The organism is Peptoniphilus phoceensis (genome assembly GCF_001517665.2).
In the GTDB taxonomy this organism is placed as follows: Bacteria; Bacillota; Clostridia; order Tissierellales; family Peptoniphilaceae; genus Peptoniphilus_A; species Peptoniphilus_A timonensis.
Genome location: NZ_LN999809.1, coordinates 528,056 through 544,363 on the forward strand (window position 1 = coordinate 528,056; position 16,308 = coordinate 544,363).

General features: G+C 28.0%; 14 protein-coding genes. 3 read left to right on the top strand and 11 right to left on the bottom strand.

Annotated elements, in window-relative coordinates:
* Nucleotides 1–8: 8 nt before the first annotated feature.
* The 4 genes from BN3657_RS06740 to BN3657_RS06755 all read right to left on the bottom strand — a co-directional run bounded on the left by BN3657_RS06740 (nt 9) and on the right by BN3657_RS06755 (nt 6,135).
* Nucleotides 9–2,213 carry an ATP-dependent helicase gene (locus tag BN3657_RS06740; RefSeq protein WP_062552292.1) on the bottom strand — a complete coding sequence of 735 codons (2,205 nt, stop codon included), beginning with the start codon at nt 2,211–2,213 and terminating at the stop codon, nt 9–11.
* Between the two features lie 46 nt (nt 2,214–2,259).
* Nucleotides 2,260–2,940: a tRNA threonylcarbamoyladenosine dehydratase gene (locus BN3657_RS06745; protein ID WP_062552293.1), complete on the bottom strand. Its 681-nt coding sequence runs from the start codon at nt 2,938–2,940 to the stop codon at nt 2,260–2,262.
* Between the two features lie 46 nt (nt 2,941–2,986).
* Complete coding sequence (locus BN3657_RS06750; protein WP_062552294.1) at nt 2,987–4,018, bottom strand: S-layer homology domain-containing protein; 1,032 nt, start codon at nt 4,016–4,018, stop codon at nt 2,987–2,989.
* Nucleotides 4,019–4,098: 80 nt separating this feature from the next.
* Entirely contained in the window at nt 4,099–6,135 is a 2,037-nt protein-coding gene (locus BN3657_RS06755) for an S-layer homology domain-containing protein (protein WP_062552295.1), read from the bottom strand.
* A gap of 205 nt (nt 6,136–6,340) precedes the next feature.
* On the opposite strand from BN3657_RS06755, the gene BN3657_RS06760 reads away from it, so the two are divergent.
* The 3 genes from BN3657_RS06760 to BN3657_RS06770 are packed head-to-tail and all read left to right on the top strand — an operon-like array spanning nt 6,341 to nt 7,784.
* On the top strand, nt 6,341–7,153 hold the full coding sequence (locus BN3657_RS06760) for a precorrin-2 dehydrogenase/sirohydrochlorin ferrochelatase family protein (protein WP_062552296.1): 813 nt from the start codon (nt 6,341–6,343) through the stop codon (nt 7,151–7,153).
* Nucleotides 7,154–7,192: 39 nt separating this feature from the next.
* Nucleotides 7,193–7,480, top strand: coding sequence for a cupin domain-containing protein (locus BN3657_RS06765; RefSeq protein WP_019138325.1), 288 nt, complete (start codon nt 7,193–7,195; stop codon nt 7,478–7,480).
* A gap of 1 nt (nt 7,481) precedes the next feature.
* Nucleotides 7,482–7,784: a hypothetical protein gene (locus BN3657_RS06770; RefSeq protein ID WP_062552297.1), complete on the top strand. Its 303-nt coding sequence runs from the start codon at nt 7,482–7,484 to the stop codon at nt 7,782–7,784.
* A gap of 92 nt (nt 7,785–7,876) precedes the next feature.
* Here the strand turns inward: BN3657_RS06770 and ppsA are convergent, their stop codons facing one another.
* The 7 genes from ppsA to BN3657_RS06805 form a co-directional block, all read right to left on the bottom strand.
* Entirely contained in the window at nt 7,877–10,225 is a 2,349-nt protein-coding gene (gene ppsA, locus BN3657_RS06775) for a phosphoenolpyruvate synthase (protein WP_062552298.1), read from the bottom strand.
* Between the two features lie 54 nt (nt 10,226–10,279).
* The gene (locus BN3657_RS06780; RefSeq protein ID WP_062552299.1) at nt 10,280–10,813 is read right to left on the bottom strand and encodes a class IV adenylate cyclase; all 534 of its coding nucleotides are present in this window, start codon (nt 10,811–10,813) and stop codon (nt 10,280–10,282) included.
* Nucleotides 10,813–11,496 carry a metallophosphoesterase gene (locus BN3657_RS06785; protein WP_019138330.1) on the bottom strand — a complete coding sequence of 228 codons (684 nt, stop codon included), beginning with the start codon at nt 11,494–11,496 and terminating at the stop codon, nt 10,813–10,815. The genes BN3657_RS06780 and BN3657_RS06785 overlap by 1 nt, the downstream gene beginning before the upstream one ends.
* A 7-nt stretch (nt 11,497–11,503) precedes the next feature.
* Nucleotides 11,504–13,750: an ATP-binding protein gene (locus BN3657_RS06790; RefSeq protein ID WP_062552300.1), complete on the bottom strand. Its 2,247-nt coding sequence runs from the start codon at nt 13,748–13,750 to the stop codon at nt 11,504–11,506.
* Complete coding sequence (locus BN3657_RS06795; RefSeq protein ID WP_062552301.1) at nt 13,740–14,759, bottom strand: metallophosphoesterase family protein; 1,020 nt, start codon at nt 14,757–14,759, stop codon at nt 13,740–13,742. The genes BN3657_RS06790 and BN3657_RS06795 overlap by 11 nt, the downstream gene beginning before the upstream one ends.
* A gap of 76 nt (nt 14,760–14,835) precedes the next feature.
* A complete protein-coding gene (locus BN3657_RS06800) occupies nt 14,836–15,387 on the bottom strand; it encodes an isochorismatase family protein (protein WP_062552302.1) in 552 nt (183 codons plus the stop codon).
* An 8-nt stretch (nt 15,388–15,395) separates the two neighbouring features.
* Nucleotides 15,396–16,304: a hypothetical protein gene (locus BN3657_RS06805; RefSeq protein WP_062552303.1), complete on the bottom strand. Its 909-nt coding sequence runs from the start codon at nt 16,302–16,304 to the stop codon at nt 15,396–15,398.
* Between the last annotated feature and the right edge of the window lie 4 nt (nt 16,305–16,308).

Here is a 16,308-nt window from a genome sequence, read left to right on the forward strand (position 1 = left end):
TTCACCCACTAATCAACTAGCTTAATAGGAGCAACAGATAGCATAAGTCTTTTTAATCCTTTTTTGTCAAAGGATATTACAACTTCAAAATCACCATTCTTTTCTTTCTTTTGAACTACCATACCCTTGCCAAAAATCTTATGCTTAACCTTATCGCCAACATTTATATTTTTATCAGTAGCTGAAACTTTTTCTTTTTTTGTCTCAACTTTTTTATCAAGTCCTGAGAATCTTTTAGGTCTATTGATAGAATATTTATTTCCCTCATTGTAATCTCTTACTTCCAATAATTCACGATTTTTATCTTCAATTATTTCTACTTTGTCTCCCATTTCCTCTATAAATCTACTTCTTTTTGCTGGCGTTAACTTACCATACATAGATCTTGTCCTAGAAGATGATATAAATAGATTATTACAAGCTCTTGTTACTCCTACATAGCAAAGTCTTCTTTCTTCTTCAATTTCTTCTTCATCTTCAAGTGATCTACTAGTTGGGAAAAGTCCTTCTTCTAGTCCAACTAAGAAGACAGTACCAAATTCAAGTCCCTTTGCTGCGTGCATTGTCATGAGATTAACACCAATATCTTCAGAAGTTTTATCAACATCCGAAAGAAGAGATAGAGTATTTAAATATTCAGCTAGCTCAACGCCTTCCCTATCATATTCCATAATATTGGAATGAAGTTCTTCTATATTTTCTAGCCTTGTTTTCGCTACAATAGTATTTTGATTTTTTAAATCAAGAACATAACCACTTTCATAAAGAACCTCTTCAAAGAGTTTTCCTATGGAAAGATTTTCTGATCTATCTTTTAATATTTTCAAAACACTTCCAAATTCTTTTACATTCTTTCTTGCTCTTAGATTTAAATCTTCAAACTTATCAATGTTAGTCACAAGATCATAAAGTGAAATACCATTCCTGTCTGCATAATCCAACATATCTGAAAGAGAAGTGTCGCCTATTCCTCTTTTTGGTCTATTAATTATTCTTGACAAACTCACATTATCATCACTATTATTGAGAACTCTTAAATATGCCAATACGTCTTTGACTTCCATTCTGTCATAGAACTTTAGTCCACCAACTATTTTATAGGGGATTCTCTCTCTAACTAAATCCTCTTCAAAACCTCTTGATTGAGCATTGGTCCTATAAAGAATTGCCATGTCTTTAAATTCTTCACCTTTATAATGTAGACCAATAATTTTATTTACAACTCCGTATTCTTCTTCATTTGAATGTGGAAATTCTCTATAAACGACGTCTTTTCCACCATCTCTAGAAGTCCAGAGATTTTTGTCTATCCTAGTAGAATTATTTTCAATTATTTTATTTGCAACTTCAAGAATTTTTTGAGTTGACCTATAATTTTGTTCTAGTTTAACAATTTTTGCACCTGGAAAATCCTTATGGAAATTCAAGATATTATTTATATCTGCTCCACGCCACTTATAAATAGATTGATCATTATCACCAACTACTGTTAAATTAGGTGATTTACCAGAAACTAATTTAATAAATTCATATTGGATTTTATTAGTATCTTGATACTCGTCGACAAAAATATATTCAAATTTTTCTCTACAAAAATCTCTCACTTCTTTATAATCTCTCAATAATTCAACTGTTTTTATTAAAAGATCATCAAAATCTAGAGCGTTATTATTTATCAATTTCTTTTCGTATATTTCGTAAATTTTAGCAAGATTTTCTTTGAAAAAATTTCCCTTATTAACATTTAAATATTCGTGTGGGCTAAGTCCATCACTTTTTATATTAGAAATATCATTAACTATTGCCCTAGCTTTGTAAACATCTTTGTCAAGATAAAGTTCAGCAATAGCTTCTTTTGCTACTGTGATTTGGTCATCTCTATCATAAATTGTAAAACTAGACTTATATCCAATTTTTTCTATATTTCTTCTAAGTATTCTCACACAAATTGAGTGAAAAGTTCCGATCCACATTGAGGAGATATCTTCATCAATTAATTTTGCAACTCTCTCCCTCATTTCATTGGCAGCCTTATTAGTAAAAGTTATTGCCAAAATCTTCCATGAAGGAACTTTTAATTCTTCTATTAAATATGCGATTTTAGAAGTAACAACTTTAGTTTTACCACTTCCAGCACCTGCCAAAATTAATAGGGGCCCTTCAGTCGCTAACAAAGCTTCCTTCTGTTTATCATTTAATGTATTTATATCCATGACTTCTCCTTACTGGTAAATATTATATGTGTTTTTTGATATCATTTCAACTTTTTAGGATATCAGTTATTACATAAGATGCAAGAACCATGCCACATACTGGTGGTACAAAAGAAATTGAACCTGGAGTTCTATCACTGGTTTTTATTGGTAATTCTTCAGAGCAAACTACCTTTAATTTCTTTATGTTCATTTCTTTTAGTTTTTTTCTCATTATTCTAGCAAGAGGATCATTTTTCGTCTTTTCTATATCCATAATTTTAAACTTTGTAGGATCAAGCCTATTTCCTGCTCCCATTGCAGAAATGATTTTAATATCCTTATCATAGGCTTCTTTTATTATCAAAAGCTTAGATGTTATAGTGTCAATTGCATCTACAACATAATCATAATTTTCAAAATCAATATCACTTATATTATCTTCAGTTACAAATAAATCATATTCTTTTATTAATAAATCTGGATTTATATCGAGAAGTCTTTCTTTACAAGCATCAACTTTTCTCATTCCGATAGTTTTCATAGTTGCAAAAACTTGTCTATTTACATTTGTTATTTCGTATTCATCACCATCTACTAGACCAATTTTACCAATTCCTGCTCTTACTAAAGATTCAGCTAGCGAACCACCAACACCACCTAAACCAAAAACTAATACCGATTTTGAATTTATTTTTTCTATATCTTGATCTGAAATCATTCTTTTTGTTCTACTTAAAAATTCCAATTTTCCTCCAATTTGAAAGGGCCGTCATAAGAACAGCCCTTTAATATTATTTCAATTTTATGTTTGTAAGACTATTTTCGCCAAGAGTTCCACTACCCTCAACTATGTCATTTATATTATGTTTTCTAAAAGTATTTACAGTTACAATTTCTCCTGTATTAAAGCTTGTTGAATCAGATTCTATTATTCTAAGTTTAATAAAATTAACTTTTTCACTACTAATTATTTCTATAACTTCACCTTTAAAATTAACATTTGTGCTAATTTCTCCAGCTTCTAAATCAGCTTTATCCATACTATTATTATTTAAAATCGAATCATTATTTTCATTAACAGGATTTTTATTTTCTTCAGAATTTACAATAAGATCTTCAGCTTTTACTTCATTATCAAGATTATTTTCAACTATTGGTTTATAATTTTCTAAATATTTTAAAGAATTAGAAGTTATAACTGCAATTTCACTTCTTCTTATCGCTAAATTACCGTTAAATTTTCCATCTGAACCAGTAGAAGTAAATATTTCTTTATTTACAAGACTTGGTAAATATTCTAAAGTAATTGGATGAATCTTTTCTATATCTTTATAATTTAAATTTGATTTATCTTTGGATTTTTCCATAGTAAAAGCTCTTGCAAAATAAACAGCAATTGTATTTCTATTTGGAAAAACTTTATTTTCTAAAAATCCTCTTTCTCGTGCACTTGTTAAAGTTTTTTCTGTTATTGTCCCATGATAGAGATTATAAGATACTGCATCTTTTGCCCAATCCAAAACTCCATTTGAGTTCACAATCTCCATATTAGCCTCTCTAGCTAATTTTAATTCTTCTTCACTAGGATTTAAAAGAGTTTTTATAATTTGCATAGTTTCTAGAAAGCTAACAGGGTTATTAGGTTTAAAAGTTCCATCTTCATAGCCATTTAAAATATTTTTATTAGATAATTCATCTACATATTTGTATGCCCAAGAAGTATTACCAGTTTCTTTAACATCTTTAAAAGATTTCGCAAATAGACTTGCTGGTGCTAACAAAATAGCTAGAACTAAATTTATTGCTATTATTTTCTTTTTCATTTTATCACTCCATGCTAAATTATAGCATAAAATAGGATAAAAAAATAGAAACCCCTAGAGGTTTCTATCTCGTGATTTAATTAATATTGTCTTGCTCCACCATTATAATAGTTATTACTATTATTATAACTACGACGGTGACTATTTAAGAAATATCTGTAATCTTTAAAATCACTTTTTCTTGTAGTACCATTAGCATAATCTAAATATTCTCCTGGATTTCCAAGACTTCTATTGTTTGAATCTGAAATTATCTCTCCATCGTAATTTAAATATCCGTCAAGTGATAAAACTTCATATAATCCTAATTCTTGACTTGTTTGGAAATATAGAGTGTTTCCTGGATTTAATCTGGCATTATCTGATTGTATAACTTTTAATCCAATCTTATAAATTCTATTATTATCAAAACTAACATCTTTTCTACTTACAACTTGAAACATTGCACTGAATTGAAGATTAGAATCTACTATAGTAATAGTTTCAACTTCTCCATAATTATTCAATGTTAACAAAACATTTTTACCTCTAAGATAGGATTCAGTTACTTGAGTTTGTCTTGTTCCATTGTAATTTTTTATTTCAAATCTATTAGCTAAATAATATTTTTTTGTATATCCATCAACTGTTCTTATGTCAATGTAACGGTTTCTATAATCGAAAGAAGACTCATCGCTACTATAACCAATTACTTCTCCCATTAGATCGTTTTCTCTATTATTATCAGAAGCAAGTCCTTTTGCAACTTTATAATTTACAAATAAATTAACTTCATCTCTAAAAGTTATATTATTTAAATCTTTTGTTTCATTTGTAATGTAGAATTCGTAAGTTTTTCCATCACTTAATTTTAACTTTATAGATGATTTATCTTTATTAGAGTTATCTATAGAAACTATTTGTCCTTTTACATAAGCTTCTTTAGGATAAACTGTCATTTCAGTAATTTTATTATCATTATTAGTCTTGAATTCAACTAAATCGTCAATAGCTATATCTTCAAGTTTCAAATCTTTTCCATAAGCTTTAATTTTTACATTTGTGTCAAGATCAAAAGTCTTTGTATCTGATGTTGAAATCTTTGATGTAGTTCTAAAGTTAAGTGTGTCAGAATTGCTTCTGTATCTAAGTGTTATTTGATTATTTCCCTTAGAATTTACATATCCAACCATGTCAAGCATTGCATTTGTAACATTTATTGTCTTTGCAGTGCCTTCTCTTTCTCCACTATTTGCTTTAACATATTCAATTTCAACTTCTTGTCCTGCTTTAATATCTTCAAGTTTAAGATCTTTGTCTTTTAATTTATATTTTGTATTGTTGTCAATATCAAAAGAATATTTTTGATTATTTGATTCAATAATAATTACATTTACATTGTTAAGTTTTGAAGAAAGGACAACAGTACCTTTTTTCTTTTCGGTTTTTGCATTTATTGTATTTTTTTCTGCATAATCAAAAGAAGCTTTAGTAATTATTGCAGTTTCGGCACGAGTGATAGGTCTATCTCCTTCGAAGTTTCCATCAGATCCTGTAGAAGTGAAAATATCTGCTTCAACTAATGATGCAAGATATCCCTTTAGAGTTTCACTCATCTTATTTTGATCCTTGTGTTTTAATAAGTTTGTATTTCCTTTTGAGTTCAAGTTAAGAGCTCTTGCAAAGAAAATTGCTATGTCTCCTCTACTTGGATATTCTCTAGAATCAATATTAAAGAATCCTCTTTCATAAGCTTTTTTAAGAGCGCTTTCATCTAAGTAACCTCTATCAAGAGCTAGACAAACAGCATCTTCAGACCAAGATTTTACACCATTGGCTTTTGCAGTTTTTGCATATTTTTCTTTAGCATCTTTTAATTCCTTATCACTTGGATTTAAAACTTGTTTTATAAGTTGCAATAGTTCTTCAAGTGATACAGAATCTCCTGGTTTAAATTCTCCATCTGGATGTCCACTTATTATATTTTTATCGCTTAATGTATCAATTGCATTGTAAGCCCAAGAATATTTATTATTCTTTTTTACATCTTTAAATTCTTTTGCAAAAGTTGCACTTGGAGCTAACATTAAAGTAGCAAGACCAAGAGCAGCTGCTCTTTTTAAATTATTAGATTTCATAATAAAACCTCCATTTTTTATAGCTTCTTTTACTTATTATAACACAAATAAAAATCTGTTGAGTTTTTAATTGTTAAAATATTATTAAATTAACATTGAAAAGTTTTAATAAAATAATTAATTTGAATATTTTACTCTTATATTTGGTATAATTAATTTAAAGGTTACATACATTAATGTAAAAATTTTATAAAGGAGTGATAATATGCGTTACTTGCCAGTGAGCCTTGACACTGAAGATAAAAAAATCCTCATTCTCGGCGGTGGTTACCTTGCTTTTTCTGCCTTAAAATCTGTAATAGATACTGAAGCTGAAATATACATGATAGCTGATTCTTTCACAAAAAATATTTTGCAAAAAGCTGAAGATTCACAGGGTAAAATTAAGATAAAGGAACATGAAATCGATAAAGATTTTATGTTTATGGGTTATGATTATGTCTTAATAGCAACTGAAGATTTCGAAATTAATGAAGCATTAGAAAAAAGAGCAAACTCAAGAAATATGATTTATCAAAGGTTTGATATTCTATCAAAATCTTTAATGTCAATAAATAAATCAGTTGAACGTGGCCCTCTAACTTTTTCTCTAAACAGTTCCAGATTAAATCCAACTGTAACTGACATAATTTTTGAAGACTTAGAAAAATTTACAGAAAAATATAATCTTGAAAAATTAAATATTTTAAATGAGATTAGATCTGAATTGGTTCGCAAAAATTCTCAAAATATAGATGAAATTATCAGAAGGCTTTATGAAAGTGAAACAATTAATCTTTCTACTTTCTTAGAAGAGATGCCTGAATACAAAATTGAAGATTTAAAATCTTCAGAGGATTTAATTAAGCATATTGAAAATGGCGATGAAATTAAAGCTGAAAAAGAAAGTACAATGGAAGAAGATCAAATTATTAAAAAGAATTTGGATGAAGCAAAAGATATGTCAAGAGATAAAGATTTAGACAAATCTAATTTAAATTTGGAAAGTTTTAACAATTTAGATAAATTTGAAAAGTGAAAGTTTTGACAGCATTTAGTTTTAGAAAGGAAGTATAAAATGATAGGTTATGTAGGAAGTATGCCCGGAAAAGTATTTAAAGAAAAAGAATTTACTCTTGTAAAGAAGGTTTTAGAATCAGGAGAAATTATTGAAAATCACAACCATCCTGGTTTTACTGTTCTAGTAACTATTGTTAAAGGTGAAATAAAAGTAATCTTAAATGATACTGAAGACAGAGATTTCAAACCTGGCAAAGTTTTAAAATTCGATGGAGACAATTATATTTCCATTGAAGCTGTAAAAGCGAGTGAATTTTTTGTTACATTAATAAAGAAGAGTGAGTAATTTGAAGATAAACATTTCAAAAGATGTCTTAGATTTTTTAGAAAAGAAATCTGAAAAAGACATTTTTATAGATAAAGTAAGTAGTAAACAATGTTGTGCTAGTGGTCTTCCCGAATCAGAAGTTTATCTTGGATCTTCAAAAAGACGAGATAAAGATTACAATATTTTTGATTATTTAAATTATAAAATTTATATAGATAAAGAACTTATCTTTATTGACGATATTTGCAACATTGTACTTGAGAAATATGCTTTTACAAAAACTTTAAGAGCAGATTTTCTCGATTATAAGAAATTAATATAAAAAATAATAACTGAAGAAAGTCTAAAAAGCTTTTTCATAAAAAAATCTCATGAAATTAATCATGAGATTTTTTATGTGTTTAAATATAAGTTTTACATTTGTCTAAGTTTTTTTAGAATAATTTTTTGTTCTACACTAGCAACTAATCTTCTTGTGTATTCAACAGTATCTGGATTAACTGACATTGATGTAATACCGCATTCAACTAAGAATTCAGCAAGTTCTGGATATTGACTTGGTCCTTGACCACATATTGAGCATGTTATACCCTTTTTATTTGCTGCATCAATAATTGTTTTAAGAGCAATTTTTACAGCATCATTTCTTTCATCAAAATATCCCATATTATTTAAAATTCCAGAATCTCTATCTGCACCCATTACAAGTTGAGTTAAGTCGTTTGATCCAATAGAGAAACCGTCAACTAATTCTGCAAATTCTTCTGCTTGAAGTACAACTGCTGGAACTTCTGCCATAATCCAAATTTTAAAGTTTTTAGATTGTACAAGACCTTCTTCAGCCATAATTCCCTTAACAACTTTAAGTTCTTCAGGAGTTCTAACAAATGGAAGCATTACAATTACATTTGTTAGACCGTATTCTTCTCTTACTTTTCTTATAGCTCTACATTCTAGTCTAAATCCTTCTTCATATTCAGGAGAAATATATCTTGAAACACCTCTCCAACCAATCATTGGATTTGCTTCGATTGGTTCAACTTCATCTCCACCTTTTAAACCTCTAAATTCATTTGTTCTAAAATCACTTGTTCTTACAACAAGGTTTTTAGGATAAATTGCTTGTGCAACTTTGGAGATACCTTCGGCAAGTTTTTCTATCATCATATCTCCTTGACCTGTTTTTACAAGATACATAGGGTGAGCACCAATCATATTTGTGAATATGAATTCAGTTCTCATAAGACCTATTCCATCCATTGGGAGGTTTTTATATTTTTCAATTAGTTCTGGCTCACCAAGATTCATATAAATCTTTGTAGCTGTTGTAGGGGCAAAGAGATTTCTAAGTTCGTCAAGATTAGCAATACTTGATACATTTCCTTGACTTTCAGTTTTCTTTTCTTCTTTTTCTTTAAGAACTTCACCTTCGTAAACAATACCTCTTACTGCATCAACTGTTACAGTATCACCAGTTTTAAGTGATGTTGTTGCGTTTTTAGCCCCAACTATACATGGTATTTGTAATTCTCTAGATACAATAGCAGCGTGGCAAGTTCTTCCACCTTCGTCAGTTACAACACCAGCACATTTTCTCATAGCTGGAACCATGTCTGGGTTTGTCATTGCAGTTACTAGAACATCGCCTTCTTCAACAAGGTTTATTTCAGAAATATCCTTTATAAGTTTAACCTTACCTCTACCAATTCCTGGAGAAGCTGGAAGTCCCTTACAAATTGTTACTAGTTTTTCTTCTTTTTCTTCACTTCCACCAAGTGTTGTAATTGGTCTTGATTGTAGGAAATAAAATTCCTTTGTATCTGTGTCAAAACCCCATTCAGTATCTTGAACAGAGCCATAAAGTTTTTCAACTTTAAGTCCTCTTTCGATTAATGTATCAAGTTCCTTTGCTGAAAGAGCTTCTTCTGTAACTGCATCTGAACCTAAAATATCTTTTACACTTACAGTTCTAGTTCCAACACCATTTTCGTTTTTAATTACCATGTATTCTTTTTCAGCGATATTTTTTTCTATAACTTTCTTAGTTTTTTTATCAATAATATATTCATCAGGAGTAACAATTCCAGATACAACAGCTTCACCAAGTCCATAAGATGCATTTATCATCATTTCGTCTTGGCTGTTATTTATTGGATTTGCAGTAAACATTACACCAGATTTTTCAGAATTTACCATTTTTTGAATTACAACTGATAATGCAACATCAAAGTGATCATAATTTTGTTTTTCTCTGTAATAAATTGCTCTTGATGTCCAAAGTGATGCGAAACAATCTCTTATATGATTTAATAATTCTTCTTCACCACTAATGTGTAAGTAAGTATCTTGTTGTCCTGCAAATGATGCATCTGGTAAATCTTCAGCAGTGGCAGAGGATCTTACTGCAACTTCAGGATCTTTTACGCCAATATTTTCAGAAAATTCTCTATAAGCTCTTAAAATTTCTTCCTCAAGTTCTGGATCAAAATCTTTTTCCTTGATTTTCTTTTGGATTTCTTTTGAAGCATTAGTTAAGTCATCAACATTTTCTACGTCAACAGCTTCCATTAAAAATTTTACAACTTCATCTAATTCTGCGTATTTAATAAATTTAGTGTAAGCTTCTGCTGTTACACAAAATCCTGGAGGCACTGGTAGACCAAAACTAGTTAGTTCTCCTAGATTTGCTCCCTTTCCTCCAACAATTCCTACATCCTTTTTACCAATTTCATCAAACCATTTAATATAATTATACTTAGACATAAGTTCCTCCTTATTCGATAAAAATATTATAACACATTTATTATATATGTCACACTATTTTTTTAAAGATTTTCTAAGTTCATCAATTGACATTGTCGAAACATGTTCTCTATCCACATCAAGTTTATCTACAAGATTATATATCTCTTCCATACTTTGAGCTTCTATTTCAACATAAGGCTTTGGATAAGTAAATTTATCCCAAGTATCAATATCAATTATAAAATTCTTATAAGAATATTTTCTTCTATTTTTATAACCAGTGTGATAAATATCATATCCCAAACACTTTAGAATATTAATTAAATCTTCTTCACTACTTATTTCAGTTGTGTGTTCTATATTGTCTCTAACTTTAAAATCAGAAATATTTTCCTTAAATGTAAAATATTTTTTCTCACCTTCAAGTGACTTAGTTATCCTAATTCTTAAATAACCTTTCTTTTTATATATTTTATGAGCAGTAGAATTTACTGTAATATTTGTCTGATCTTCTTCCTTAATAAAAACTCCACCAAGTTTTAATAATTTATTTTCAAAATCTTCTATATCAATATCAAGAAGCTTAACTTCAATTTCTCTTTCCATTAGTCCTCCTCAAGTTTCTTTAACTTAAAATTCAAAAAATCACTTGCTACAAAATGATAATCAACGCCCATCAAATCACCTTCAAAGGAATATTTGTGACCCTTACCATGAAGATGGCCGTATACGCACTTTTCTACCTTGTAATCTGCAAGAGTTTGTGAAAATTCATTTACTCCCAAATCCTGATTAAAGGGTGGATAATGTATCATTGCTATTATTTTTTTATTAACACATGTATCTAAAGAATTTTTTAATCTTTGAACTTCTCTTAAATAAATTTTTTCATCGTCTTCTGAAAATTCAAAGGAATCTCGTGATGCCCAGCCTCTTGTACCACAAATTGAATAGTCTTTATATTCAAAAGAATTGTTGTGAAGAAAATGTATGCTCTTAAAATCTAAATTATTCATCTTGTTTAAAGAAGACCACCAATAATCGTGATTGCCCTTAGAAATTATCTTTATTCCTGGGAGTTCATCTATCCTTTTTAAATCAAAAGCAGCAGTCCCAAGTTTAAGGGCCCAAGAAATATCTCCTGGCAATAGAACAAGATCATCTTCTTTAACTACTTCCCTCCAATTTTCAATTATTTTTTCTTCGTGATTTTCCCAATTATCACCAAAAATATTCATGGGTTTCTCTTCTGTATAATCGAAGTGAAGATCTCCAATTGCGAATATCATAAACACCTCAAAGTTTTATTAATTTATATGTCATATTATTTTTATCTAAAATATCTTTTTCTCTATTTGAACTTGCAAATATTAGAACTTGTTCTTCATCTTGCAAAATTTCCAATGTGTTTTTAAGTCTATCATCGTCATAAGAATCAAAATGACTATCAAGCACAATCGGAATTTTTTTATCGGTTATTATTTTTGAAACGGCCAATCTAAAAGCAAGATAAATTTGATCTAGTGTTCCAATACTTAAACTTTCCAAATCAATATAATCACTTATGCTTTTATCATAAACCCTAATAGCTAAACTGTCATCTATTAATATCTCACTGTACTTATTGTCTGTAATTAAGCTTAGATAATTTGAAATTTCATTTTTCAAAATAGGAAGGGTACTTCTTCTTTTGGATTTCATAAAATTTTCAATTTTTTCTATTGAAATCTCCAGTAATTTCTTTCTATAATCAAGTTCTTCTAGTTTTCTATTTAATTCAAAAGTTTTCTCTTCCAAAATTCTTAATTTTTCTAATGAATCTTCTAATGTTCTTAGACTTCCTTCTAAATTAGAAATTTCTCTTTTTGTTGTAGAAATATCTTTTGATATCTCTTCAATTGAACTCTTCTTATAAATCTCACCACTTAGGCTTTCTTTTTCAAGTTCATCTATTCTATATCTGTATTCACTTGATCTATCATCACTCTTATTTCTTTTATCATGAAAAACTTCTTTTAAATCTTTTATATTTTTTACCTTATATTTTTCAAAGATTATTTCAAGTTCTCTCTCATAATCAATGATTTTTTTCTTAATTTCTTCTATTTCAAATAAGTTTTTTTCTTTAAGCTGGTCATTGTACTCATTTTTAGATTTATTTTTTAAGTTTTCTTCTACCTTTAAATCCAAAATTTGTCCAAGCTCTCTTGAATCTTTTGCATTGTATTTTAATAGAATATCTTTGATCTCTTTATCAAACTCTTTTTTTATAAAAGTTTTATCTCTTGATTTCTTTTTAAAATCATTGAGCTTTCTATTTAATCTCTCTAATAGATCCTTATTTTCCCTAAATTTTACAAACCTAAAATAAGAATAAGTAAAAAATAAGACAGAAAAAATGGAAATAAAATATTTTTTATAATGGATTGATGCAATTATAATTCCAATAGCTATAATAAAGCTTGAAATAAATTTTATGAGATACTTCATTATCTCTATATTAAGACTTTTTATATCCCTGGAAATAATTTCTATTTCTTTTGAAAAATTATTTTCATTTAATACAAAAAGTTCCCTGTTTATCTCCTTATATCTCTTATAATCATTTTCCAAATCTTTGTCTACTTCAAACTTTTCTCCTTCTAATGATATCAAATCATCAAGTTTACTAGAATAAATTCCCAAAGATTTATTTAACTCAATAGCTTCTTCAAGATCTGTTAAATTGTATTTATTTTCATTAGAATTATTATTTTCAATTTCATTTAATTCTTTTCTTAAATTCTCTAATTCGAAAATTTTTCTACCTCGAAGCTTATCTTCTAAGTCCTTTAACTTTTCCTTTGCTTTTTTATATTCATCAGTAGACTTATTATAAGAATCTTTTAGGCTTATATAGTTTATTTTCTCAAGAGAAATTTTATCTAATTCTTCTGTGAGTCTTCCTATTTCAGAAGTCTTTCTTCTTTTGTTTCCCAGTTTATAGAGATCATCATTCATTTTGTCGACGACTTTATTTAAATCAATATTTTCATCTTCCGAAACAGAAAAATTATCGATTCTATTTTTTAACTCTTCTCCAGCTTCATTTTCTATTTGGCTTAATCTTTGAGAAATAAAAAAAGAAGACTTATAAATTTTTCTATTTATATCAAAAAAAAGTATGCCAGGTTGAGGAATTCTAGAATTTAAATAATTTTTATCGTCAAAGGAAAAGTCTTCACCAGTTTCAATATTCACTATAGAAATTTCGTCTTTATCAAAATCTCGGCTTATTCTATATTCCTTATCTTCATCTTTAAGGATAATATAACCCTTATATAAATTAGATCCCCAAGGTCTTGATTTCTCAAAAAGGTCATCTCTTATCTTTCTTGCCAAAGAGTCTTTGCTAAATCCATAAAAAATACCATCTATAAAATTAACAATAGTGGATTTTCCCCTTTCATTTTCACCAAAAATTAAATTTATTCCTCTGTGAAGCTCAATTGTTTTATTTTCAAACTTAGCAAAATTTAAAAGTCCTAATTCTTCAAATATCATAATATTGCTCCAAAATATACTTTTTTGACAATTCTCTAGCATCACTTTCTATTTGGCTATTTGAAAAATTCCCTAAAAGATCTAATATAAATTCATCTTTGATCTTAATTTCAGAATCATCTTCACTAATATTATTTATAATTTCAAAATAGAAAACAGATAAATTTTCTCTTAGAAAATTTTCTAAATCCAGTGAGTGCTTATTATTTCCAGATAAATTTATTCTGTATAAATTATTCTTTTCAATTTTCTCTTGTATTAGTGATAAAATTTCAGAAAATGTCATTTCATTAGTAACTTTTATCTCTAAACTTATAAATTCTCTCTTAGAAAAATTTTTAAATTCAATAATCTTTTTATTATCATCTAAAAATATAATTCCTCTTTTTCCTTTGTCTTTAAAAGAAAGTGGAATTAAAGATCCTGAATAATAAGTGTTTTCTAATACTTTTTCTCTTTTATGAATATGACCAAGTGCCACATAATTAAATTTTTTAAGGAATTCTATATCTAAAGGCAAGTATCTTTCGTCTTTTAAATCTGAATGAAATAATCCTATATTTATAAATTTTTCATCTAAATCTAATTCTTTAAAATCCCTTTTAAAAGAATAATTGTCATAAGATATACCATATATTCTTGTATTTAGTTCACTCAGTTCAAAATAGTCTAGTTCATTTTTGAAAAAATATAAATTATCTGGTAATTCTACTTTTAAAAATAGATTATCTCCTGAAAGATAATCATGATTTCCAAAGGCAAGAAAAACTTTTGCTCTTACACATTTAATTAAGTCCAAAAATCTATTCAAATCTTTCAAATTAAAAAATTCTCTTTCGAATAAATCTCCAGCAATCAAAATAATATCTGCGTCAACTTCATTTGAAAAATCAAAAAGTTCGCCCAAGGCTCTCCATCCATCTTCCAACAGCTTATTTGAAACTTCAAGTGGAAGACTGCCCTTATAAAATTTTTTTAAATGCAAATCACCAGTGTGAATTATTTTCATCTTATCACCAAAATAATTATATCACAGTTTAAAATCAAAAAAAGAGTCTCCATATTTGGAAACTCTTTTATTAATATTAGATTATTAATTTTTGGATTTTCTTAAATTCGTCTGTTCCAGCTATTCCTGCTAGATCAAATAATATTGTTTCAGTATTGGAAATAACAGCTCCCACTTCTCTTAGAAGTTCGATGCCATTTTTAGAATTTTTTTCAGTTCTTGATCCCAATGCATCTACAGCAACAAAAACATCATATCCCGCTTCAACAAGGGATCTAACAGTTTGAAAAACACAAATATGAGTTTCCATACCACAAAGGACAACTTGTTTCTTAGCTAATCTTTCGAATTCTTTTTTTATATCTTCATCTCCATAGGAATTAAAAGTAAGTTTAGGAAATTCTTCCTTATCCTTTAATGGAGCTTTTACTTCTTCATTTGTATAACCAAGACCCTTAGGATATTGGACCGTATAAATTGCTTCTGCATTAATTATATTTGCTAAATTAGCTAGTACAGTAGAGTTTTTTATAATTTCATCGCTATTATACATAGCTTTTAACAATTTATCCTGAATGTCTACAAATACAAAAACAACATCATCTCTATTTAAGTGAAAATTCTTCATTCTTCCTCCTAAATTTCTTCAACCTCTACGCTACTCATTAATTTCTTTATAGCACTCATTTCAATTTTATCTTTATCAACAAAATTTTCCCATACTCCACATGAGATTGCAAGTTTTATTGAAGTTATAAAATCATAATCTCTATCTATTGCTATTGCTAGCCCTGCTAGAGATAAACTTGTATCAAATTTTTCAGTTAAGATCTTTTTTTCTAGCTTGTCCTTATTTATATAAGCTCTATAATTCTTATCTTCTGTGGAAATTATTGTAGCTCTTTTACTATTTACAAAAACTATTTTAGTTCCAGCTTCAATAAATTTCTTATTATATTCAATTACCTCACCTGTGTAGTTTATTTTCTTATTTTTTTCTATGTCCTTTTTATCAAACATCAAAATATATGGGTTGGTATTTTTTACATCTTCAAGATTTTTTGGATTAACTGCAACTTTTATATTGTTTTTGTAACATATTTTTACAAGTTTCTCATAAATATTTTCATCAAGACCCTTTAAATCAATTTGGGGAATTACAGCAATTTTTTTTTTAAATAAAGACCTTTCAAAGGAATTTAAAATATATGATCTGTCTTCCATCGTTATCCTAGGGTCTTCAGTCCTATAAATTGTATTTTGATTTTCAGATTTTATTAAAACTTCTTCGACATTTTCATCTTTTAAGCTAGTAAAATTAACATCAATAGCTAACTGACTCAAGGCAAGAGCAATTTCCTTTCCCCTATTATTCCCCTTCAACATAAAAACTTCAGAATCTACTCCAAGTTTTTTTGAAAATAAGGACATATAAATTCCATGTCCGCTAGGATAAATTTGAGATTTTTCTATGATGTTCTCAGAATCACTTTTTAAATTAAATTCTCTTACAATCTTTGGGTTAAAGTCACAAAATAGTATCATTTTT